Genomic DNA, 23,040 nt, shown 5'->3' on the forward strand with positions numbered 1-23,040 from the left:
AGTGCTCCGATCGCCGCACTGCCGGGCACGGGCGAGCGGGAGAGAACGGTGAGCGCCCCCGGGGCGGTGCTCTCCAGGCCGCAGACCCAGACCAGCGGTCCGCCGAGCGTGGTGCCGCAGATCGCGCTGGCCGCCGTCTGCGCCGGCTATGCCATCGGCGCCGCGTTCGGCTGGGGCTCGGCCGAAGTCGCCATGTTCATGGGGGACTTCGGGCTCAGCCTCGCGGCCCTGATCGCGGCCGTCTCCTGCGGTCTGTACGCCCGCAAGCACCAGAGCCGCTTCCGGCCGGCGTGGATGCTGTTCGCCGTCTCGTCCGGGATGGCCGGCCTCGGGAACGGCGTCTGGGGCTGGTACGAGGTCGTCCTCGGCACCACCGTCCCCAGCCCCTCGCTGGCCGATTTCTGCTTTCTGCTGTTCGCCCCGCCCGCCATCGTCGGCCTGCTGGTGCTCGCCAAGAGGCCGGTGACCAGGGCCGGCTGGGTCTGCCTCGGACTGGACGCCTGGCTGATCGGCGGCTCGCTGCTCACGCTCTCCTGGAGCCTGGCGCTCGCCCACACGACCCACTTCCAGGGCAGCAGCGTCGCGCAGAGCGCGTTGTCCCTCGCCTATCCGCTGCTGGACATCGTGCTGGTGAGCATGGTCCTCGCGCTGCATTTCAAACGCTCCTCGGTGCACCGCTCCGCCGTCAACACCGCAATCGCCGCACTGGCGTTGACGGTGCTGTGCGACGCCCTGTTCAGCTCGCCGCTGCTGCGCGAGCACTACCGGTCCGGCCAGATCCTGGACGCCGGCTGGTTCGCCGGTTCCATGCTGCTCGCCTACGCGCCCTGGGTAGCCCGGCGCAATCAGAACGAGTGCGCCGACGACGAGGTCCAGTCGGCCGCACCGCGCCTCCAGCCGCACGGCAGCCGCCCCATCGCGGGCTCGCTCGCCGCCCTCACCCCGTATCTCGCCGCCGCCGTCTGCACCCTGGGCATCCTCACCAACGTCCTGGACGGCCGGCGCATCGACCACGTGGTGCTGTTCACCGGCTGCGCGGTCGTCCTCGCCCTGGTCGTCCGCCAGGGCATCATGCTGCTCGACAACATCACCCTCACCCAGGAACTGGCCCAGAAGGAGAACCACTTCCGCTCCCTGGTCCAGGGCTCCAGCGACGTCATCATGATCGCCGCGCCGACCGGAGTGCTCCGCTACGTGAGCCCGGCCGCCGCCGGCGTCTACGGGCGCGACGCCGAGGAGCTGGTCGGCTCCGAGCTCGCCGCGCTGATCCACCCGGAAGACCTGGGGCGGGTGGTGCACGAGGTCCGCAGATTCCTCGCCGCGGACCCCGCCGCCGAGCCGACCACCCGTATCGAATGCCGCTTCCGCGCCGGCGAGCTGCGGACCGGCGGTGGGGGCACCTCCCGCTCGAGCGAAGCCGAGAGTGGGGGAGGCTGGCTCAACGTCGAATCCACCGTCAACCGCCACCACGGCGGCCTGATCTTCAACTCCCGCGATGTCACCGAGCGGGTCCGTCTGCAGGCCCAGCTCCAGCACAACGCCTCCCACGACGCGCTCACCGACCTGCCCAACCGGGCCCTGTTCACCGAACGCGTCAGCCAGGCCGTCACCGGCCGCCGCGCCAGCGACCACGGCACCGCCGTGCTCTACATCGACCTCGACGGCTTCAAGCAGGTCAACGACACCATCGGGCATCAGGCGGGCGACGAACTCCTGGTGCAGGCGGCCCGCCGGCTCGGCGAGTCCGTCCGCTCGGGGGACATAGCGGCCCGGCTCGGCGGCGACGAGTTCGCCGCGCTCATCACGGGCGACGGCACCCGCGACCGCGCCGCCCGCGAGTTCCGTATGCACGAGATCGCCGACCGGCTGCGCATCAAGCTCTCCGAGCCGTACCGGATCGACGGCCGCGACGTCCGCGTCGCGGCCAGCATCGGCGTCGCCTTCGCCGAGCCGGGCGTCACCCCGGCGGGGCTGCTGCGCAACGCCGACCTCGCGATGTACCGCGCCAAGCAGGCCGGAAAGGGCCGGGTGGAGCTCTACGCCCCGCAGATGCAGGCCGAGGTGATGGACCGCGCCGAGCTCGCCACCACCCTCCGTACGGCCCTGCGCGACGGCGAGTTCGTGCTGCTGCACCAGCCGGTCGTCGAGCTGGCCGGCGGCCGGGTCACCGCGGTCGCCGCGCACGCCCGCTGGCGATCGGCCCAGGGCATCCTCTTCACCCCCGCCGAGTTCCTCCGCGTCGCCGAGCGCGGCCGGCCCACGGACGACGCCGACCGCACCGCCGAGCTGGGCCGCTGGCAGCTGGAACAGGCCGTCGAGCAGGCCGCGGCGCGGCACCGCGCGGGCCACACCGTGCCGGTCGCCGTCCGGGTCTCCGCCCGCCGGCTGCTGGACAGCGCGCGGGACGGGATGCCCCCCAAGAGCGTCGAGGCCCTGCTCACCCGGCATGGCCTGCCCTCCGGCGCGCTCGTCCTGGAACTGTCCGAAAGCGATCCCCGCATCCCCCTCGACGAACTGGAGCGGCGGCTGGTCGCGCTGCGCCGGCTGGGCGTACGCATCGCCCTCGACGGCTTCGGCAGCGGTTACGCCGCCATGAGCGCGCTGCGCCGGCTGCCCATCGACGTCCTGCGGCTGGACCGCGGGCTGGTCGACGGTGTGGTGGAGTCCGCCCGGCTGCACAAGATCACCGCCGGGCTGCTGCGGATCGCCGCCGATCTCGGGATGCAGTCCGTCGCCGACGGCGTCGATCTTCCCGAGCAGGTCCTCGCGCTGCGCTCCATGGGCTGCACCCACGGCCAGGGCATGGCCTTCTCCGGGCCGCTGGACGAACACCGGCTGCGCCGCGCCCTGACGGTCGGCAGCTACCCGGTGCCGGACCTGGCCGGCGAGGGGCGGAGCCCGGGGCAGGCCGCCCGCGCCGTGGTGCTCAGCGGCAGTGGCCTGCCCGTCCGGCACGGCGGTGTGGCCGGTCCCGACGCCATCGCGCATCCCCCATTGCGCTCAAATAGTGAGACCCCCATCCCACCCACTTGACACTCATGGTGCGGGAGGGGGAGGGTCAGTGCCATGCGCACCCGAATTCTCGTACTTGGAAAGCGCGTCGGCTGAAGCTGGGCCCTGATGAAGCCCAGCTGACCGCACCGACGCGCTCCCCTCGCTTGCCTCACGGCACGAGGGGTTTTTTGTTGCATAGCAACCTCACAAATCCCGCCAAAACCCTCAGCTTCGAGAAGAGACGCAGATGACCGAGCAGGCCTCCGGGGCCCACCATCCGCAGCCGCGGGCCCGTAACTCCGGCGGACCGCAGCAGCAGCCCGCGACCGTCGAGCACGTCACGGGCGCGCAGTCCCTCATCCGTTCGCTCGAGGAGGTCGGGGCCGACACCGTGTTCGGCATTCCCGGCGGTGCGATCCTTCCGGCGTACGACCCGATGATGGACTCCTCGAAGGTGCGGCACATCCTGGTGCGCCACGAGCAGGGCGCCGGGCACGCCGCCACGGGTTACGCCCAGGCCACCGGCAAGGTCGGCGTGTGCATGGCGACTTCGGGCCCGGGTGCCACCAACCTGGTCACGCCGATCGCCGACGCCCACATGGACTCCGTCCCGCTGGTCGCGATCACCGGCCAGGTCGCCTCCAAGGCGATCGGCACGGACGCCTTCCAGGAGGCGGACATCTGCGGCATCACGATGCCGATCACCAAGCACAACTTCCTGGTCACCGACCCGGCCGACATCCCCAAGACGATCGCCGAGGCGTTCCACATCGCCTCCACCGGACGTCCGGGCCCGGTCCTGGTCGACATCGCCAAGGACGCCCTCCAGGCCCGGACCACCTTCGCCTGGCCGCCGCACACCGACCTGCCCGGCTACCGCCCGGTGACCAAGCCGCACGCCAAGCAGATCCGCGAGGCCGCCCGGCTGATCGTCGAGTCCAAGCGCCCGGTGCTCTACGTCGGCGGCGGTGTGATGAAGGCCGGCGCCACCGCCGAGCTGAAGGTCCTGGCGGAGCTGACCGGCGCCCCGGTCACCACGACCCTGATGGCGCTGGGCTCCTTCCCCGACAGCCACCCCCAGCACGTCGGCATGCCCGGCATGCACGGCGCGGTCACCGCGGTCACCGCCCTCCAGAAGTCCGACCTGCTGATCACCCTCGGCGCCCGCTTCGACGACCGGGTCACCGGCAAGCTGGACTCCTTCGCCCCGTTCGCCAAGGTCGTGCACGCCGACATCGACCCGGCGGAGATCGGCAAGAACCGCGCCGCCGACGTCCCGATCGTCGGCGACGCCCGCGAGGTCATCGCCGACCTGATCGTCGCCGTCCAGGCGGAGTACGACGCCGGCCACCGCGGCGACTACAGCGCCTGGTGGAAGGACCTCAACCGCTGGCGCGACACCTACCCCCTGGGCTACGACCTGCCGGACGACGGCAGCCTGTCCCCGCAGCAGGTCATCGAGCGGATCGGCAAGCTCGCCCCGGCCGACACGATCTACGCCGCGGGCGTCGGCCAGCACCAGATGTGGGCCGCCCACTTCATCGACTACGAGCGGCCGTCGACCTGGCTGAACTCCGGCGGCGCCGGCACGATGGGCTACGCCGTCCCCGCCGCCATGGGCGCCAAGGCCGGTCAGCCGGACCGTACGGTCTGGGCGATCGACGGCGACGGCTGCTTCCAGATGACCAATCAGGAACTGGTCACCTGCGCGCTGAACAACATCCCGATCAAGGTCGCGATCATCAACAACGGTGCACTGGGCATGGTCCGCCAGTGGCAGACCCTGTTCTACAACCAGCGCTACTCCAACACCGTGCTGCACAGCGGCCCCGAGGCGGACGGCAAGCAGCCGTCGGCGGGTACCCGCATCCCGGACTTCGTGAAGCTGTCCGAGGCGATGGGCTGTGTCGCGCTGCGCTGCGAGTCCCCCGACGACCTGGACAAGGTCATCGCGGAGGCCAACGCCATCAACGACCGCCCGGTCGTGATCGACTTCATCGTCCACGAGGACGCGCAGGTGTGGCCGATGGTCGCCGCCGGCACCTCCAACGACGAGGTCATGGCCGCCCGGGGCGTGCGTCCCGACTTCGGCGACAACGAAGACGACTGAGAGCCGTAGGAAGAGGAACGAGACCCATGTCCAAGCACACGCTCTCCGTCCTGGTGGAGAACACCCCCGGCATCCTGGCCCGGATCGCCGCCCTGTTCTCCCGCCGCGGCTTCAACATCGACTCGCTCGCGGTCGGGGTCACCGAGCACCCCGACATCTCCCGCATCACCATCGTCGTCAACGTCGAGTCGCTGCCCCTCGAACAGGTCACCAAGCAGCTCAACAAGCTCGTCAACGTCCTGAAGATCGTCGAGCTGGAGCCGGGCTCCGCGATCCAGCGCGAACTGGTCCTCGCCAAGGTCCGCGCCGACAACGAGACCCGCTCGCAGATCGTGGAGATCGTCCAGCTCTTCCGCGCCAAGACGGTGGACGTCTCCCCGGACGCCGTCACGATCGAGGCCACCGGATCGAGTGACAAGCTCGAGGCGATGCTCAAGATGCTGGAGCCGTTCGGCATCAAGGAGTTGGTGCAGTCCGGCACCATCGCCATAGGGCGCGGCGCCCGGTCCATCACGGACCGCTCGCTGCGCGCACTGGACCGCTCGGCCTGACCCGCCCCGGTCCCCCGGACCGCATGGCGAGACCCCCGAACCTTTCCCACTCCGCCCGCGTACTGTGTGGGCAACCAGCTACATCCAAGGAGATACCCGAAGTGGCCGAGCTGTTCTACGACGACGATGCCGACCTGTCCATCATCCAGAACCGCAAGGTCGCGGTCATCGGCTACGGAAGCCAGGGCCACGCCCATGCGCTGTCGCTGCGTGACTCGGGTGTCGACGTGCGGGTCGGTCTGCACGAGGGCTCCAAGTCCAAGGCCAAGGCCGAGGAGCAGGGCCTGCGCGTGGTGACCCCGGCCGAGGCGGCCGCCGAGGCCGACGTCATCATGATCCTGGTGCCGGACCCGATCCAGGCCAAGGTCTACGAGGAGTCCATCAAGGACAACCTCAAGGACGGCGACGCGCTGTTCTTCGGCCACGGCCTGAACATCCGCTACGGCTTCATCAAGCCCCCGGCCGGCGTGGACGTCGCCCTGGTCGCCCCCAAGGGCCCGGGTCACCTGGTCCGCCGCCAGTACGAGGAAGGCCGCGGCGTGCCGTGCATCGCCGGTGTCGAGCAGGACGCCTCCGGCAACGCCTTCGCGCTGGCCCTCTCGTACGCCAAGGGCATCGGCGGCACCCGCGCCGGCGTCATCAAGACCACCTTCACCGAGGAGACCGAGACCGACCTGTTCGGTGAGCAGGCGGTTCTGTGCGGTGGCGCCTCGGCGCTGGTCAAGGCCGGTTTCGAGACCCTGGTCGAGGCGGGCTACCAGCCGGAGATCGCGTACTTCGAGTGCCTCCACGAGCTCAAGCTGATCGTGGACCTCATGTACGAGGGCGGCCTGGAGAAGATGCGCTGGTCGGTCTCCGAGACCGCCGAGTGGGGCGACTACGTCACCGGCCCGCGGATCATCAACGAGAACACCAAGGCCGAGATGAAGAAGGTGCTCGCCGAGATCCAGGACGGCACCTTCGCCAACAACTGGATGGCGGAGTACAACGCCGGTCTGCCGAAGTACAACGAGTACAAGAAGGCCGACGAGGACCACCTCCTGGAGACCACCGGCAAGAAGCTGCGCAAGCTGATGAGCTGGGTGGACGACGAGGCGTAAGCCCGAAGGAGAGGGGGTCGCGGCGAGAGTCGCGGCCCCCTCGTCCTTGAGGCCGCCGATGGGGCATCATCGCCTTGTCCACCGCGTAGAACCCGCACGGGTGATCCTGACGCTTCGGCGCAGGGCCCGCCCGGAACCGCCACTACACTCGACACCACAAGCGCGTTCAGGCTCACAACGTCGTGCGTCTTCCACGCGGCTGCCCCCTTCACCGCCTTCGGCCGTCGGGACGGCCGTCCGCGAAGGACTAGTGAGGACTGAAGACCACGTGAGCACTGCCCAGACGGGTAAACCCGTTGTACTGATCGCCGAAGAACTGTCGCCCGCCACGGTCGACGCTCTCGGTCCGGACTTCGAGATCCGGCACTGCAACGGCGCGGACCGCGCCGAGCTGCTGCCCGCCATCGCCGATGTCGACGCCATCCTCGTGCGCAGCGCGACCAAGGTCGACGCCGAGGCCATCGCCGCCGCGAAGAAGCTGAAGGTCGTCGCCCGCGCCGGCGTCGGCCTGGACAACGTCGACGTCTCCGCCGCCACCAAGGCCGGCGTGATGGTCGTCAACGCCCCGACCTCCAACATCGTCACCGCCGCCGAACTCGCCTGCGGTCTGCTGGTCGCCACCGCCCGCAACATCCCGCAGGCCAACACCGCCCTGAAGAACGGCGAGTGGAAGCGCAGCAAGTACACCGGCGTCGAGCTCAGCGAGAAGACCCTCGGTGTGGTCGGCCTCGGCCGGATCGGTGTCCTGGTCGCGCAGCGGATGTCGGCCTTCGGCATGAAGGTCGTCGCCTACGACCCCTACGTGCAGCCGGCCCGCGCCGCGCAGATGGGCGTCAAGCTGCTCTCCCTCGACGAGCTGCTGGAGGTCTCGGACTTCATCACCGTCCACCTCCCCAAGACGCCCGAGACGGTCGGTCTCATCGGTGACGAGGCGCTGCACAAGGTCAAGCCGTCGGTCCGGATCGTGAACGCCGCGCGCGGCGGGATCGTGGACGAGGCGGCGCTGGCCACCGCGCTGAAGGAGGGCCGGGTCGCCGGCGCCGGTCTGGACGTCTACGCCGTCGAGCCCTGCACCGACTCGCCGCTCTTCGAGTTCGACCAGGTCGTCGCCACCCCGCACCTCGGTGCGTCGACGGGTGAGGCGCAGGAGAAGGCCGGTATCTCGGTCGCCAAGTCGGTGCGTCTCGCGCTGGCCGGCGAGCTGGTGCCGGACGCGGTCAACGTCCAGGGCGGGGTCATCGCCGAGGACGTCAAGCCGGGGCTGCCGCTGGCCGAGCGGCTCGGCCGGATCTTCACCGCGCTGGCCGGCGAGGTCGCGCTGCGGCTGGACGTCGAGGTGTACGGCGAGATCACCCAGCACGACGTCAAGGTGCTGGAACTCTCCGCGCTCAAGGGCGTCTTCGAGGACGTCGTGGACGAAACGGTGTCGTACGTCAACGCCCCGCTGTTCGCGCAGGAGCGCGGCGTCGAGGTGCGGCTGACGACGAGCAGCGAGTCGCCCGAGCACCGCAACGTGGTGACCGTGCGCGGCACCCTCGCGGGCGGCGACGAGGTCTCGATCTCCGGCACGCTCTCCGGCCACAAGAACATCCAGAAGATCGTCGCGGTCGGCGACCACTCCATCGACCTGGCGCTCGCCGACCACATGGCGTTCCTGCGCTACAGCGACCGTCCCGGTGTCGTCGGCACCGTCGGCCGGATCCTGGGCGAGGCCGGCATCAACATCGGCGGGATGCAGGTCTCCCGGTCCGACGTCGGCGGTGAGGCGCTGGTCGCGCTGACCATCGACGACACCATCCCGGCGCAGGTGCTCGCCGAGATCGCCGAGGAGATCGAGGCGACCTCCGTACGCGCGGTGAACCTCAACCACTGAGCCACCGGTCTTCGCGGGTCAACGGGCCCGGACCCCGCTTCGGCGGCGTCCGGGCCCGTTCGCGTACCCGGGGCGCTCGTGAGCGCCGTTCACCCGAACGGCGTACCGGAAGCGGAGGTGGCGGGCGGCGCCAGTGCCGTCCTGACGCCGCCGAGGCCCGGCGGCCGCCGTCCTCCCGAGTCGCTGAGGGGAGGGGCGCGACGCGCAATGGGAACTGCGCGTGCCCCCGCCGGTGCGTGTGGAAGGAGAGAGACGCCATGAATGCACCCCTGGGTGAAACTTTTCAGCAGCTGACCGGTGCGCATGTGGTCGACGCGGAGGGCGCGAAGGTGGGTACGGTCCAGCAGGTCTATCGGGACGACGCGACCAACGAGCCCGAGTGGGTCACCGTGCGCACCGGGCTGTTCGGCATGAAGGAGACCTTCATCCCGCTGGCCGGGGCACGGCGCGAGGGCGATCAACTCCACGTTCCGCACAGCAAGGAGGCGATCAAGGAAGCGCCGCGGATCGACGCCGAGGGCCATCTCGACCCGTCCGAGGAGGAGGAGCTCTACCGGCACTACGGGATGACCCGGCCGGCCTCCGTCGGACTCGCCATGCGTCCGGAGGCCCGTACGGAGCCCGGCGAGCGGTCCGGTATGACCGAGGACGACATTCTGGCGGAGCGCGCGCGGTATGTGGGCATCCCCGAGCGCGACCACGAGATGCTCGACGAGGGGCCCGGGGAACTCGCCGAGCGGCCGCTTGCGGGGGCGGGAGCCGGGGCGATGGCGTCGCGCGGGCGGGGCGAGGAGGAGGCCAGGCGGCCGGAGCAGCTGGAGGAGATCGTCCTCTTCGGGGAGGAGATACAGATCGGCACCGAGGAGCGCGCGAGCGGGCGGGCGCATCTGCGCAAGCATGTGGTCACCGAGGACGTACACCGTACGATCCCGCTCAGCCACGAGGAGGTGCGGGTGGTCCGGACGAAGATCACCGACGAGGAGCGGGCGGCCGGCGGGACCGCCCCACGGCTCGGCGAGGGCCAGGTGGAGGTCGTCCTGTACGAGGAGCAGGCCGTGATCAGCAGGCGGACCGTACCGGTCGAGCGGGTGCGGCTGACGACCGAGCGGGTCACCGAGCAGAAGGAGGTCACCGCCAAGGTCCGCCGGGAGGAGCTGGAGCTCGACGACGGCCGGGGCGTCCGCAGGACGGACCCGAAGGGGACGGGGCGGGACCTGGGCCGCTGAGGGGGCGCGAGGGGTCGCCGACCGCACGGAGGCCGGGATGCGGCGTAGACGTACGTATAAGACGGTCGTCTGGTACGGGTGTATGGCGCGGCGGTAGGCTGCCCGTATGGGACACCGTGAAGATCTTCTGGAGGGCGCCAAGCGGTGCCTGCTGGAGAAGGGGTACGCGCGCACCACCGCCCGCGACATCGTGGCCGCGTCCGGCGCCAACCTCGCCTCCATCGGCTACCACTACGGCTCCAAGGACGCCCTGATGCGGCAGGCGCTCATCGCGTCCACCGAGGAGTGGGGCGCGAGGGTGGCCGAGGTGCCGGGCGCCGACGACCCGGCGACGGCGGACGGCGAGCCGCTGGAACGCTTCGCCGCCGTGTGGGACAAGGTCCTGCAACGCATCGCCACCGAGCGGGAGTTCATCGCCGCGCAGGTCGAGGTGCTGGGCCTGCTGCCGCGCGACGCGGCGCTGCGCGAGGCGATCGGCGAGGTGCTGCCGGAAGGGGGCGAGGGGCTCGTCGCGCTCTTCGAAGGCGTACCGGACGACGAGGTCGACGCGGAGGCGGCCCGCGTCGTCGGCTCCTTCTACCAGGCCCTGCTCACCGGCCTGATGGTGCAGTCACTGATCACCCCGGACACGATGCTGTCGGGTCGCGATCTCGCGGACGCGCTGCGGCGGGTCAGCGCGGGCGAGGTGCTCGGGAAGGCGGAGGAGGACGCGTAGGGCCGGTCAGGTCCTCGGGCCTGACCCGTCGGGACAGGCTCCGGGGGTCACAACCGCGCCGCCTTGAGCGCCATATGCAGCAGCAGCCGGTCCTCGCCGTCGTCGAGATGGAGGCCGGTGAGCTTCTCCACCCGGCCCAGGCGGTAGTAGAGCGTCTGGCGGTGGATGCCCAGCAGCTGGGCGGTGCGGCTCGCCTGGCCCGCGCAGTCGAGGAACGCCTCGGCGGTGCGGGCGAGTTCGGTGTGGGCGGGCGCGAGCAGCGGGCCGACGGCCGGGTCGGGTGCCGCCGCTGGCAGGCCGGTCAGCAGCCGGTACGAGCCGATGGCGTCCCACTGGGCGACGGGACCGAGCCGGGGTTCGGCGCGTGCCGCGCGTGCCGCGTCGAGAGCCTCCTGCCAGGTGGTGGTGAGCTCGGCCAACTCGCTTGTGCCGGAGCCGATGCCGGCGGCGCCCGGCCGGGGCGCGGCGGAACCGGCCGTACGGGAACCGCTCCGCGCCGGCGGCCGGCCCTCGGCGGCCGGCGCGCCGCCCGCGCGCGGCGAACGCAGCAGATGTTCGGCCACCGTCCGGGCCGGGGCGAGGGCGCCCGTGGACCGCAGCCGCACCAGTGCGGCCAGGGCCGGCACGGCCGCTGCCGCACGCGGGCGGCCGGCGCGGTGGTGCGCACCGGTGTCCGCGGCCTCCGGCGGCTGGGGCGCCGTGGTGTCCGGGAGGCCGCCGCCCGCCGGCAGCCCGCACGCCGCGAGCAGGCCGGGCAGGCCCGGCAGTGGCGCCGTGTCGGTGTCCGAGGTGTCCCAGGGCAGTACGGCCACCAGTGTGAGCGGGCCGCCCGGGGTGAACCGCAGCGTGTCCCGTAGCGCATCGCCCAGCGCGGCCGCCGCGGCCGGCCGCCCGGCGGGCCCGGAAACCAGCAACTCCCGCAGCAGGTCGGCCAGTTCGGTTCCGGCGCGGGCCTCGTCCGCCAGCAGCGCGCCGATCCGGGCGGCGGTCTCCATCGCCTGCGCGATCCGGGGGTCGGCGGGCGCGCCCTGGCCGCCGAGCGCGAGATCGCTCAGATGCCCGTCGTCCAGCAGCCAGACATAGCCGTGCACGATCCCGCGGTGGCGTACGGGCAGACAGATCCGGCCTCTGAACACCCCGGCCGCCGGATCCGGGGGGATCCGCAGCGGCGACTTGGCGCGGGCGATCCCGAACGCCTCGAACCAGGCCCGTACCGCCGCCGACGACCGCCGCTGAAGGATCGACCGGGTGCGTACCGGGTCCATGACCTCGTCGTCCTCGCCCTCGTGCGCACCGAACGCGATCAGCCCGAAATCACGGTCCTCCAGCGTGGCCGGCGCACCGAGCGCCGCCGAGATCTCGTCCACGAGCTGCTGGTAATCGCCCCGCATCCGCCGCCCGGCCCCTCTCCTGATCGTCGCCACGGCTCCGACCGACACCGCTGCCGTCACTTCCGTCCCCCTCCCCCCATTCTCATACATCTGTCTGAGATCCCGGCCACGAAGGCGTGACAGCTGTCGATGGCCGGAAGATGGCGAGATCCTTAAGTTTCAGGTGGCTCATGTTGCCGTCGCGCTCGCCGGTCCGGCGCCTGCCCGGCATCCGTCAACCTGAATCGTGGAGGTGCCCATGCTGGGTCCCGTGCTCCTCGCCGCAGCGCGCAGCGACAGCATCCGTCGCATTGTCGCGGCCACCCCGGTCACCCGGCCCGTGGTGGACCGCTTCGTCGCCGGCGAGCGTCTGGACGAGTCCATGGCGGTCGTCCGGGAGCTGGCCGCGCGCGGTATGGAGGTCACTCTCGACCATCTGGGCGAGGACATCACCGACCCGGCCGAGGCGCTGCGCAACCGCGACGCCTACCTTCAGCTGACCGAGGCGCTCAAGGAGCAGGACCTCGGCGAACGGGCCGAGATGTCCGTCAAGCTCTCCGCCTTCGGCCAGGCGCTGCCCGGCGGCCACGAGCTGGCGCTGAAGAACGTCACCCCGGTGGTCGAGGCCGCCGCCGAGGCCGGTACGACCGTGACCCTCGACATGGAGGACCACACCACGGTCGACTCCACCCTCGCGATCCTCGCCGAGCTGCGCGAGCGCTTCCCCCAGACGGGTGCGGTGCTGCAGTCCTACCTCTTCCGTACCGAGGACGACTGCCACGCCCTCGCCGGCGAGGGCTCCCGGGTGCGGCTGGTCAAGGGCGCCTACAAGGAGCCCGCGACCGTCGCCTTCCAGGACAAACGGGAGGTCGACAAGGCCTATGTGCGCTGTCTGAAGATCCTGATGGCGGGGGACGGCTACCCCATGATCGGGTCGCACGACCCGCGCATGGTCGCCATCGGCCAGGAGCTCGCCCACCGCAATGGGCGTAAGCCTGCCGAGTTCGAATTCCAGATGCTGTACGGCATCCGCGAGACCGAGCAGCAGCGGCTGGTCGCCGAGGGCCACCGGATGCGGGTCTACATCCCGTACGGCACGGACTGGTACGGCTACTTCATGCGCCGTCTCGCCGAGCGCCCCGCCAACCTGGCGTTCTTCCTGCGGTCGCTCGCGACCCGGGGCTGACGGCCATCCGGGGCGGATCGCCCCGTCGCGGCGGATATGGGTGGATGCTGGAAACCCGGGCCGCACCGCTCGACCCACGTACGAAAACCGAGATCGAAAGCGAAGGAGACACGGCCCCATGGACGCTGTGACCCAGGTCCCCGCGCCGGTGAACGAGCCGGTGCACACCTACGCCCCCGGCAGCCCCGAGCGCCAGCGGCTGGAGACCAAGCTCAAGGAGCTGGCCGACAACCCGATCGAGCTGCCGATGACCATCGGCGGCGTGCAGCGGATGGGCGGCGGCGAGCGTTTCGATGTGGTCCAGCCGCACAACCACTCCGCCCGTCTCGGCACGTACGCCAACGCGACCGCCCAGGACGCCCAGGACGCGGTGGACGCCGCGCTGGCCGCCGCCCCCGCCTGGCGTGCGCTGTCCTTCGACGACCGTGCCGCGATCATCCTCAAGGCCGCCGACCTGCTCGCCGGACCCTGGCGCGAGACGCTGGCCGCCGCCACCATGCTCGGCCAGTCCAAGACCGCCCAGCAGGCCGAGATCGACACGCCCTGCGAGCTGATCGACTTCTGGCGCTTCAATGTGCACTTCGCGCGCCAGATCCTCGCCGAGCAGCCGATGGCGAACGCCCCCGGCGTGTGGAACCGCTCGGACCACCGCCCCCTGGAGGGCTTCGTCTACGCGATCACGCCGTTCAACTTCACCGCGATCGCCGGCAACCTCCCGACCGCGCCCGCCCTCATGGGCAACGTCGTCGTCTGGAAGCCGTCCCCGACCCAGACCCTCGCCGCCGTGCTGCTGATGCAGCTGCTGGAGGAGGCCGGGCTGCCCAAGGGCGTCATCAACCTGGTCACCGGTGACGGCAAGGACCTCTCCGAGGTCGCCCTGAACCACCCCGACCTGGCGGGCATCCACTTCACCGGTTCGACCAGGACCTTCCAGTACCTGTGGAAGACGGTCGGCACCAACATCGAGAAGTACAAGACCTACCCCCGGCTCGTCGGCGAGACCGGCGGCAAGGACTTCATCGTCGCCCACCCGAGCGCCGACCGCGCCGTGCTGAAGACCGCCATGACCCGTGGCGCCTTCGAGTTCCAGGGCCAGAAGTGTTCCGCGGCCTCCCGCGCCTACGTCCCGGCCTCCCTCTGGAACGCCGGCTTCAAGGAGGAGTTCGCCGCCGAGGTCGACTCCCTCACCATGGGCAACGTCGCGGACCTCGCCAACTTCATGGGCGCCGTCATCGACGACCGCTCGTTCGCCAAGAACAAGGCGGCGATCGACCGCGCCAAGGCCGACCCGACCATCGAGGTCGTCGCCGGCGGCACCTACGACGACTCCGAGGGCTACTTCGTCCGGCCGACCGTCCTGGTCTCCACCGACCCGGAGAACGAGATCTTCAAGGACGAGTACTTCGGCCCGATCCTGGGCGTCTACGTCTACGACGACGCGGACTACGACGCGATGCTGGAGCAGATGGAGTCGGCGTCGGCCTACGGCCTGACCGGCTGCGTCATCGCCCAGGACCGCGCCGCCGCGGCCGAGACCTGCGAGAAGCTCCGCTTCGCGGCCGGCAACTTCTACATCAACGACAAGCCCACCGGCGCCGTCGTCGGCCAGCAGCCCTTCGGCGGCGGCCGGGCGTCCGGCACCAACGACAAGGCCGGCGCCAAGCAGAACCTGATGCGCTGGACGTCCACCCGCTCCATCAAGGAGACGCTGGTGCCGCCGACGGACTACCGGTACCCGCACATGGGCTGATGCCCGCGCGCATGACGGCGGCCCGGCACCCGTGGGGGGTGCCGGGCCGCCGGCGTTCGTCAGGTGCTGCTGCGCAGCGGTCCGGTGATCGCCTCGGTGATGGTGAAGCCCTTGGCCGGGCCGTCGGGGATGGTGACGTCCTTGCCATACGGCACGCGGTGGCTCTCGGCGTAGATCCCCTTGTCGGGGCGGGGCTGCGCCAGCACGGTGACGGTGCCCTGTCCGTCGTAGTCGTCGATGATGACGTAGACGGGGATGCCGGCACGGGCGTAGGCGCGGCGTTTGCGGTCGCGGTCGCGCTCCTTGCAGCCGTGACCGGGCGAGACCACCTCGGCGACGAGTCCTACGCAGCGGACATCGAGGCCGACGCCGTCTTCGGCGACGAATTCGGTGTCGTCTGCGAAGGCGGTGATGGCGTCTTCGGGGGCGACGAGGGCGTCCGGGATCCAGACCTTGCGGCCGTGGACGATGTTTGTGTCGTTAGTGACTGCGTAGGCGCTCGACCGCTCGGTGAGGTACTGAGTCAGCTGTCGGCGGAGCAGAAAGCAGATCCTGCTGTGGCTTTGGCGGCCTGTGGGCGACACCTCGATGAACCCCTCGAAGATCTCGGCGCGAAGGCCCTCGGGGAGTTCCATGGCCTTCCATACCTGCCACAGCACCTCGTCCAGATCGGGGCGGGGCGTGGACTCGGTCATCTCGGTCATCGCGGGCACCTCGTGGGCGAGAGCAGTCATGGGGCAACACCTCCTCCTTAGTGTGGGCGGGCTTGGCCTGGCGGCACAAGCGACGCCGCCAAGCTACGGCCGCGACACACCGCGGACCTGCGAGACCGATGCGGTTCACCAGTTCGTACGAATGTCAGCTCCCAGTTGTTGACGATCAGGCCGAGGCCGATGGCGAACCCGCTGCCCAGGCGGCGGCCCGGTCGGACAGCGCCTGGACGGCGTCGCGGGCGGTGGCCGGGGCGACGGCGCCGTACAGGGGCGTGCCGATGTGGACGCGTACGTGGGTGCGGCGGAGCCTGCCGTGCTTGGGCAGTAGCCGGTCGGTGCCGGCGAGGCCCACCGGGACGACCGGCACGCCGGCGTGCCGGGCCAGCAGCAGGGCGCCGCGGCGGAAGTCGCCGACCGCGCCGTCACGGGCGCGGGTGCCCTCGGGGAAGAGGACCACGGCACGGCCCGCCCGGAGCGCGCCGGCCATGTCCAGCAGATCGTCCAGGCCGCCGCCGGTGCGCCGCACGGGGAAGCCGGCGGCGAGGCGGCGGCAGACCCGGCGGCGCCAGGGCGTGGCGAACCAGTAGTCGGCGGCGGCGCCGATCAGCGGGGCGTGCCGGGCGTCGAGGGCGGCGAGCAGCGCCGCGGTGTCGGCGTGCGAGGAGTGGTTCGCGACGACGACGCAGCCGCCGCGGGGGAGGCGGCCCTCGCGGGTGACGCCGCCGGTGAGGGTGAGGGCGATCGTCCACAGCGCGCGGCGCAGCCAGGCGGCGCCGGTGGAGGGCAGCGCCACCCGGGGGAGCGGGGCGCCCGTGGGGAGTCGGGGTGCGCGGCGGTGCGGGCGCGCGCGGTGGTGGAGCAGCCGGCGGGTGCCGCGCAGGGCGAGCGGGCGGTGCAGACGCCTGCGGGTGCGGGTGCGGGCGGTGTGGAGGTCGCGGCGGCGGGCGTGGCGCGCGCCGAGGGCGCCTTGCGGCCGGCGCGGCCGTCGGCGGCCGCTCGTACGGCCCTCGCCCGAGCGTCCCCGGCCCCTCCTGCGCAGCACAGCCGCGGTCTGGTTGTCCGGCACGGTCGTCACAGCGTCACCACCATCGCCAGCAGCAGTGCCACCAGCAGCGAGTCGATACGGTCCAGGAGCCCGCCGAAGCCGGGCAGCCAGCTTCCGGCGTCCTTCACCCCGGCCTCCCGCTTGACCATGGATTCCAGCAGGTCACCGAGGACGCAGCCGAGCAGTACCGCGGTCCACAGCCAGGGCGTGAACGCACCGGCGGCGGCCAGCGCGCCGGCCGTGGCGACCGCCGCGCCCAGCACCCCGGCCCAGGTCTTGTTGGGGGAGAGCGGCGACAGCGGACGGGCCGGCGGACCACGCCGCCCCAGCGCCGTACCGCCGCACCACGCACCGACATCGCCGAGCGCGACCGCGACGCCCACCGCGACGGCGGTGCCGCCGAGCAGGACCAGTCCGGTGAGCGCGACCGGGATCCACAGCAGGCCGAAGAGGGCGCGGGCGGCGCGGGCGGCGCCCGCCGTGTGGTCGCCGGAGAGCAGCGCGGGCAGCGCGGCGGCGAGCAGCAGCACCGCCATCGCCCGCAGATCCAGCCACTGCGGCCGCAGCCAGGCCAGCAGCGGCAGGACGACGGCCGCCGCGGCGAGCACCCGGCGCTCCGCGCCGGCGGTGCCTTCGGGGGCCATCCGTGCGTACTCGTGCACGGCGATCAGCCCGAGGCCCGCCGCCAGGACCGCCGCGCCGGCCCCGCCGAAGAACAGCGAGCCCAGGAACACCGGGGCGGCCAGCGCCCAGGTGCGCCAGCGGCGGCGCAGTTCACGGCGCATCCGCACCCGGGCGGGCAGCGCCGCGACGGCCACGCCGCCCAGGCCCAGCATCCCGCCGACCACCGGCGCGACCCGCCCGACGGCCTCGCCGCCGGTCAGCAGCAGCCCGGTGCCGCCCAGGGAGCCCAGACCCGCGAGGGCACTCATCGGGCGGCACCGGCCTCGGCCGACGCCACCGAACCGGCCGGCCCGACCGGCTCGCCTTCCGCCAACTGCCGCCACAGCCAGGCGAGTCGGAGCACCGCCGTCAGCGCGGACCCGGCCGCGAGCACGACCAGGACGGGCACCGCCCAGCCGGTCGCCGCGGCCACCACGGCCAGCAGGCAGCGCTCGGTCTTGCCGACCGGGCCGCCGTTGCGGCGCGGTGCCCCGGCCGCCGCGCCGGCCAGCGCGACCCAGGACGGCAGCGTCGCGGCCAGCGCGGCGACCGCCACCAGCCACAGCGGAGCGAGCGTCAGAAACCCGGCGAGCACCAGCAGATCGGCGGCCCGGTCACCGAGTTCGTTCAGTACGGAGCCGCGCCGGGTGCAGCGTCCGGTGTCCCGGGCCAGCGCGCCGTCGAGGTTGGCGAAGGCCAGCCGGGCGGCCAGCAGCGCCGCGACCGGCAGGGCGGCGAGCGGGGCCGGCAGCCAGGCGAGCGCGGCGGCGGCGCCCGCGGCGGAGAGCACACCGGCGGCGGTCAGCGCGTCCGGCGAGACCTCCCGGCGGGCCAGCGCGCCGCGGATCCCGCCGAGCCGGGCCGCGTACCAGGGCTTGAGTGCGTACAGGCCGTTCATGAGGCTCACTCTCGCCGTGCGCCGCCGGCCGCGGTACGGCGCTCGTACTCATGAGCGGTACTCAACCCGGGCCCGACCTGCGTAAGTACTGCGACGGGACGGTCTGGCGAGGCTGGCGGGGGCTCTGAGGTGGCGTTCGTCTCAGATAGTAGGAAGCCCAAGTAATTGTGCAGACATCACGGCCGAGCTGTCTTAGCGTTGTAGAAGCCGAACGTCTCGCTCCATCGAGCGACGGCGGATGCGGCCCGGTGCGCGAGCGCAGGTGACCCCTGCCGTGCCGAGGCCCCCGCCCCTTCCGGCCGCTTCTGGATCGACGCATCCCTCTTGTTCTCGGGGCTCTGGCATAGGAGACGTGAATCATGGCCGAGACTGCCGTCCGCAGGACCCGTCACAGCGCCCGCACCACCAACGAAGCCGACCGCAGGGCCGCCGCTGCCGCCCTCCAGCGGGCGCTCGACCGCCGCGACAACGGCGGCTCCACCGGACACTGATCCACTGCGCGCCGGACACCGATCCGCAGCGCGCCGGGGGCGGACCCGCGGTGCGGGCCCGCCCCGATGGCCTAATCGTCGGCCCCCGGAAGCGTCCCGCTAGCGGGTCACCTCGAAGTGGTCCACGCGTTCACCCGATTCGGCCAGTGCGGTGACCTTCATCCGGGGCCGGTGCCCCGGCTCGACCTCGACCGCGATGAACGAGAAGCCGGTGTAGCGCACCCGCGACCACTCCACCGTTTCCGTGGCCTTCTTCTGGTCCTTGGTCCAGTGGTACGTCTTCACCGCGTCGAGGTCCTTCACATGGCCCTCGTAGCTGTCGGGCACCGGGAAGTCGTACAGCTTCCGGCCCGCGCCGCCCGCCGTCACGTAGACGATGCCCTCCCGCGAGGAGTCGACGCGCTCGCCGACCGGCACCTTCTTGGAGACCCGGCCGCCCTTGATGGCGTCGGTCCGCTCGTAGACGTGGTTGTGGCCGTTGACGACCAGATCCACCTGGTGCTTCTCGAACAGCGGCAGCCAGGCGTCGCGCACCGCGCCGTCCGAGGCGTGCGAGTTGGTGGTGGAGAAGGCGCAGTGGTGGAAGAACACCACGATGAAGTCGATGCCGTCGGCGGCCCGCAGCTCGCCGAGGCGGCGGTCCAGCCAGCGGGTCTGCTTGCCGCCGGTGTAGCCCTGGTTGGCCGTGATCTCGTACGAGATGTCGTTGGCGTCCAGCGCGACGACCGCGACATTGCCGTAGGTGAAGGAGTAGACGCCGGGGGCGTTCTCGGCGTCGGGGCCGTTGTCGGGCAGTGTCCAGCGGGCGTTCTGGCCGCCGTAGCCGTTGGGGGAGTACCAGGCCTCCATGTCGTGGTTGCCGGTGGTCACCATCCACGGCACGGACTTGGCTACCGACTCGGTCTGGGCCAGGAACTGGTCCCACACCCGTGCGTCGTAGGCGTCGTCCTCGGAGCCGTCGCCGTCCGTGTCCGCGTAGCAGATGTCGCCCGCGTGCAGGTGGAACGCCGGGTTCTGACCCAGGATCAACTGGTCGTTGGCGAGCGCGTCGTAGCTGACGCCCTGGTCGCCGAAGGCGGTGAAGACGAACCTCTCGGCGCGCGCCGGGGCCGTGCGGAACGTGCCGACGGTCGAGAAGTGGCGCGGGTCGGCCGGGTCGAAACCGTCGTGGCCGACGCCGTAGTAGTACGTGGTGCCGGGCCGCAGCCCGTCCAGCGCGGCGTGCAGGTAGTACTGCTGCACCGCCGGCAGCTTCGAGGACAGCGACGGGGTGTGCAGGTCGCGCACCTCGGCCTCGATCTTGCGTCCCAGGTCCCACGGCTTGAGACCCACCCGCAGATACGGCCGCCGGACCGCGAACGGCACCTGCCAGGCCACCCGCATCTGGGTCCTGGGGTCGGCGCCGAAGGAGAGATGCCGGCCGAACGGCGCGACCAGCGAGCCGTCCACCGCGGTCGCGGCCCGCGACACGAGCAGCGAGGGCGCGCCGGCCTGGGCCGAGCCGGCCAGCAGACCGGTGCCGGCGATCACACCGGCGGTGGCGGCGGAGCTGCGCAGCAGGCCCCGGCGGCTCAGTTTCGTCCGCAGGTACTCGTGCTGCTCGGGCATGCTCATCCGGGTCGCGAGCTGCTCCGGTATACCGACGCGAGGGGTGTGCGAGGGCAGGGGGTTCCCCCGGGATTGTGCAGTCATGGCCCCGAATTTCCCATCGCCACCCGACAGTTACGGGTCCTCGGGGTGAACGCCGGCTGACCGGATTCCCATGTGTCCGTATGGCGGACGTTACGTGTCAATGAATGGGACGAAGAGTAGGGTCCAAACATGTCTCGCAGCATTCGCCTCGCAGTGATCCCCGGTGACGGTATCGGCCAGGAAGTCGTGGCCCAGGGCCTCAAGGTCCTGACCGCGGTCCTCCCGCAGGACGTCAAGCTGGAAACCAAGGAGTACGACCTTGGTGCCAAGCGCTGGCACGCGACCGGCGACACGCTCCCGGACGAGGAGTTGGCGTCGCTCAAGAACCACGACGCGATCCTGCTCGGCGCGATCGGCGACCCCTCCGTACCGTCCGGTGTGCTGGAGCGCGGTCTGCTGCTCAAGCTCCGCTTCGCCTTCGACCACTTCGTCAATCTGCGTCCGTCGAAGCTGTTCCCGAACACCGGCACCCCGCTGGCGGGCCGCCCCGAGATCGACTTCGTCGTGGTCCGCGAGGGCACCGAGGGCCCCTACACCGGCAACGGCGGCAGCCTGCGCACCGGCACCCCCGCCGAGGTCGCCACCGAGGTCAGCGTCAACACCGCCTACGGCGTGGAGCGGGTGGTCCGGGACGCGTACGAGCGGGCCAACGCCCGCCCCCGCAAGAAGCTGACGCTGGTCCACAAGAACAACGTCCTGGTCTACGCCGGACACATGTGGAAGAAGATCTTCGACAAGGTCGGCGCGGAGTACCCCGAGGTCACCACCGACTATCTGCATGTCGACGCCGCGACGATCTTCTTCGTCACGCAGCCCGAGCGGTTCGACGTGATCGTCACGGACAACCTCTTCGGCGACATCCTCACCGACCTGGCCGCGGCCGTCACCGGCGGCATCGGCCTGGCCGCCTCCGGGAACATCAACCCGACCGGCGAGTTCCCCTCGATGTTCGAGCCGGTGCACGGCTCCGCACCGGACATCGCGGGCACCGGCAAGGCCGACCCGACGGCGACCATCCTCTCCGTCGCCCTGCTGCTGCGCCACCTCGGATACGAGACCGAGGCCGCGCGCATCGAGGCCGAGGTCGCGGCCGACCTGGAGGCCCGGGACGGGACCGCCCGCAGCACGGACGAGATCGGCGACGCGCTCGCTGCACGAGTAGCGGGCTGACGCCCGCGCACCCACCGTCACCGACAGCGCCGGGCCCTCGTGGTCCCGGCGCTGTCGGCGTTCGGCCTGTTCACCCGGTCTGGGCTACCGCCGGGTTGGATGCGACCATCGGACCGGCACCGCGCACACGGTTCCGACCGCGGATTCCCACGAGCGATAATCGGACGTGGGTCGCCGTCCGCGAGAAAACTTGGACGTCCACGTAACGACCGGTACGTCCAGCACCAGGCCGTGTGCGCGGCCGCCGCAACCGCACCGGTGCCGCATCCCGGGGGACAGGCCCCCGGTCCCCGGCCGGAGGGCTGGGCCGGTGACCCTCCCCCAGCTCGCGCTGGGAGGGGCCCAGGTATCGGAACACGCAGTGAAGGACACGCATTCATGACGACGACGATCGAGCTCAAGCCCTCCTCGCACCCGCTGTCCGACGCGGAGCGGGAGCAGATCATGGCCAACCCCGGCTTCGGCCGCCACTTCACCGACCACATGGTGACGATCAAGTGGACCGAGGGCCGGGGCTGGCATGACGCCGAGCTCGTGCCGTACGCGCCGCTGTCCATCGACCCGGCCAACATGACGCTGCACTACGCGCAGACGATCTTCGAGGGGCTGAAGGCGTACCGCCAGCCCGACGGCACCGTGGCCACCTTCCGGCCGGACGCCAACGCCCGCCGCTTCCAGGCCTCCGCCCGCCGCCTCGGCATGCCCGAGCTGCCCGTCGACACCTTCATCGCGGCCTGCGACGCGCTGGTCACCCAGGACAAGGCATGGGTGCCGGCCAGCGGCGAGGAGTCGCTCTACCTGCGGCCCTTCATGTTCGCCACCGAGGTCGGCCTGGGCGTCCGGCCGGCCAACGAGTACCTCTTCCTGGTCATCGCCTCGCCGGCCGGCGCGTACTTCCCCGGCGGGGTGAAGCCGGTCTCGGTGTGGCTGTCGGAGGAGTATGTGCGCGCCTGCCCCGGGGGCACGGGTGCCGCCAAGGCGGGCGGCAACTACGCCGCCTCCCTGGTCGCCCAGGCCCAGGCCGCCGAGCACGGCTGCGACCAGGTGGTCTGGCTGGACGCGATCGAGCGCCGCTGGATCGAGGAGATGGGCGGCATGAACCTGTACTTCGTGTACGGCGGAGACGCGGGGCGGCGGCGCATCGTCACCCCCGAGCTCACCGGTTCGCTGCTGCCCGGCATCACCCGTGACTCTCTGCTGCGGATCGCCCAGGACCTGGGCTACGAGGTCGCCGAGGGCCGTATCTCGGTCGACGACTGGAAGAACGGCAACGCCGACGGATCCCTCACCGAGGTGTTCGCCTGCGGCACCGCCGCCGTGATCACTCCGGTCGGCTCGGTGAAGTCCACCCGCGCCGGCTGGACGGTCGCCGACGGCCGGCCGGGCGAGGTCACCATGAAGCTCCGCAAGGCGCTGCTGGACATCCAGACCGGCGCGAGCGCCGACACCCACGGCTGGATGCACCCGCTCGGCTAGCCGACCAGGAAGTACGG

18 protein-coding genes are annotated in these 23,040 nt (G+C 71.5%); 12 read left to right on the forward strand and 6 right to left on the reverse strand.

Features of this window, described 5'->3' with window-relative positions:
- Positions 1–48: 48 nt before the first annotated feature.
- The 7 genes from FCH28_RS26900 to FCH28_RS26930 all read left to right on the forward strand — a co-directional run bounded on the left by FCH28_RS26900 (position 49) and on the right by FCH28_RS26930 (position 10,569).
- A complete protein-coding gene (locus FCH28_RS26900; protein WP_136742739.1) occupies positions 49–3,033 on the forward strand; it encodes an EAL domain-containing protein in 2,985 nt (994 codons plus the stop codon).
- A 208-nt stretch (positions 3,034–3,241) separates the two neighbouring features.
- Positions 3,242–5,104, forward strand: a complete 1,863-nt coding sequence (locus FCH28_RS26905; protein WP_136742740.1) for an acetolactate synthase large subunit — start codon at positions 3,242–3,244, stop codon at positions 5,102–5,104.
- A 26-nt stretch (positions 5,105–5,130) separates the two neighbouring features.
- Positions 5,131–5,655 carry an acetolactate synthase small subunit gene (gene ilvN / locus FCH28_RS26910; protein ID WP_136742741.1) on the forward strand — a complete coding sequence of 175 codons (525 nt, stop codon included), beginning with the start codon at positions 5,131–5,133 and terminating at the stop codon, positions 5,653–5,655.
- Between the two features lie 101 nt (positions 5,656–5,756).
- The gene (ilvC, locus tag FCH28_RS26915) at positions 5,757–6,755 is read left to right on the forward strand and encodes a ketol-acid reductoisomerase (protein ID WP_136742742.1); all 999 of its coding nucleotides are present in this window, start codon (positions 5,757–5,759) and stop codon (positions 6,753–6,755) included.
- Positions 6,756–7,023: 268 nt separating this feature from the next.
- Positions 7,024–8,628 (forward strand): phosphoglycerate dehydrogenase, encoded by a 1,605-nt coding sequence (gene serA, locus FCH28_RS26920; protein ID WP_136742743.1) that lies wholly within the window; start codon positions 7,024–7,026, stop codon positions 8,626–8,628.
- Positions 8,629–8,885: 257 nt separating this feature from the next.
- Positions 8,886–9,854, forward strand: a complete 969-nt coding sequence (locus tag FCH28_RS26925; protein WP_136742744.1) for a DUF2382 domain-containing protein — start codon at positions 8,886–8,888, stop codon at positions 9,852–9,854.
- Between the two features lie 106 nt (positions 9,855–9,960).
- Positions 9,961–10,569 carry a TetR/AcrR family transcriptional regulator gene (locus FCH28_RS26930; protein WP_136742745.1) on the forward strand — a complete coding sequence of 203 codons (609 nt, stop codon included), beginning with the start codon at positions 9,961–9,963 and terminating at the stop codon, positions 10,567–10,569.
- Positions 10,570–10,616: 47 nt separating this feature from the next.
- Here FCH28_RS26930 and FCH28_RS26935 read toward each other — a convergent pair whose 3' ends face one another.
- Positions 10,617–11,960: a helix-turn-helix domain-containing protein gene (locus tag FCH28_RS26935; RefSeq protein ID WP_136742872.1), complete on the reverse strand. Its 1,344-nt coding sequence runs from the start codon at positions 11,958–11,960 to the stop codon at positions 10,617–10,619.
- A 238-nt stretch (positions 11,961–12,198) separates the two neighbouring features.
- Here FCH28_RS26935 and FCH28_RS26940 point away from each other — a divergent pair, with 238 nt between their 5' ends.
- Positions 12,199–13,125 (forward strand): proline dehydrogenase family protein, encoded by a 927-nt coding sequence (locus FCH28_RS26940; RefSeq protein ID WP_136742746.1) that lies wholly within the window; start codon positions 12,199–12,201, stop codon positions 13,123–13,125.
- 118 nt (positions 13,126–13,243) lie between these two features.
- The gene (pruA, locus tag FCH28_RS26945; protein ID WP_136742747.1) at positions 13,244–14,875 is read left to right on the forward strand and encodes an L-glutamate gamma-semialdehyde dehydrogenase; all 1,632 of its coding nucleotides are present in this window, start codon (positions 13,244–13,246) and stop codon (positions 14,873–14,875) included.
- A 59-nt stretch (positions 14,876–14,934) separates the two neighbouring features.
- Here the strand turns inward: pruA and FCH28_RS26950 are convergent, their stop codons facing one another.
- From FCH28_RS26950 to FCH28_RS26965, 4 genes are all read right to left on the reverse strand, one after another.
- Positions 14,935–15,609 (reverse strand): Uma2 family endonuclease, encoded by a 675-nt coding sequence (locus FCH28_RS26950; RefSeq protein ID WP_136742748.1) that lies wholly within the window; start codon positions 15,607–15,609, stop codon positions 14,935–14,937.
- 145 nt (positions 15,610–15,754) lie between these two features.
- The gene (locus FCH28_RS26955; protein ID WP_246103240.1) at positions 15,755–16,663 is read right to left on the reverse strand and encodes a lysophospholipid acyltransferase family protein; all 909 of its coding nucleotides are present in this window, start codon (positions 16,661–16,663) and stop codon (positions 15,755–15,757) included.
- Positions 16,660–17,469, reverse strand: a complete 810-nt coding sequence (locus tag FCH28_RS26960; RefSeq protein WP_246103272.1) for a phosphatidate cytidylyltransferase — start codon at positions 17,467–17,469, stop codon at positions 16,660–16,662. The genes FCH28_RS26955 and FCH28_RS26960 overlap by 4 nt, the downstream gene beginning before the upstream one ends.
- A 92-nt stretch (positions 17,470–17,561) precedes the next feature.
- Positions 17,562–18,194 (reverse strand): CDP-alcohol phosphatidyltransferase family protein, encoded by a 633-nt coding sequence (locus tag FCH28_RS26965; RefSeq protein ID WP_136742750.1) that lies wholly within the window; start codon positions 18,192–18,194, stop codon positions 17,562–17,564.
- Positions 18,195–18,553: 359 nt separating this feature from the next.
- Between FCH28_RS26965 and FCH28_RS39765 the strand changes: the two genes are divergently transcribed.
- Positions 18,554–18,685 (forward strand): hypothetical protein, encoded by a 132-nt coding sequence (locus FCH28_RS39765; protein ID WP_281289762.1) that lies wholly within the window; start codon positions 18,554–18,556, stop codon positions 18,683–18,685.
- Positions 18,686–18,784: 99 nt separating this feature from the next.
- On the opposite strand, the gene FCH28_RS26970 is transcribed toward FCH28_RS39765, so the two are convergent.
- Positions 18,785–20,377: a purple acid phosphatase family protein gene (locus FCH28_RS26970; protein ID WP_187363932.1), complete on the reverse strand. Its 1,593-nt coding sequence runs from the start codon at positions 20,375–20,377 to the stop codon at positions 18,785–18,787.
- Between the two features lie 129 nt (positions 20,378–20,506).
- Between FCH28_RS26970 and FCH28_RS26975 the strand changes: the two genes are divergently transcribed.
- Positions 20,507–21,547 carry a 3-isopropylmalate dehydrogenase gene (locus FCH28_RS26975; protein WP_136742751.1) on the forward strand — a complete coding sequence of 347 codons (1,041 nt, stop codon included), beginning with the start codon at positions 20,507–20,509 and terminating at the stop codon, positions 21,545–21,547.
- A 378-nt stretch (positions 21,548–21,925) separates the two neighbouring features.
- Entirely contained in the window at positions 21,926–23,023 is a 1,098-nt protein-coding gene (locus FCH28_RS26980) for a branched-chain amino acid aminotransferase (protein ID WP_136742752.1), read from the forward strand.
- Positions 23,024–23,040 lie beyond the last annotated feature (17 nt).

The organism is Streptomyces piniterrae, assembly GCF_005048155.1.
Classification (GTDB): domain Bacteria; phylum Actinomycetota; class Actinomycetes; order Streptomycetales; family Streptomycetaceae; genus Streptomyces; species Streptomyces piniterrae.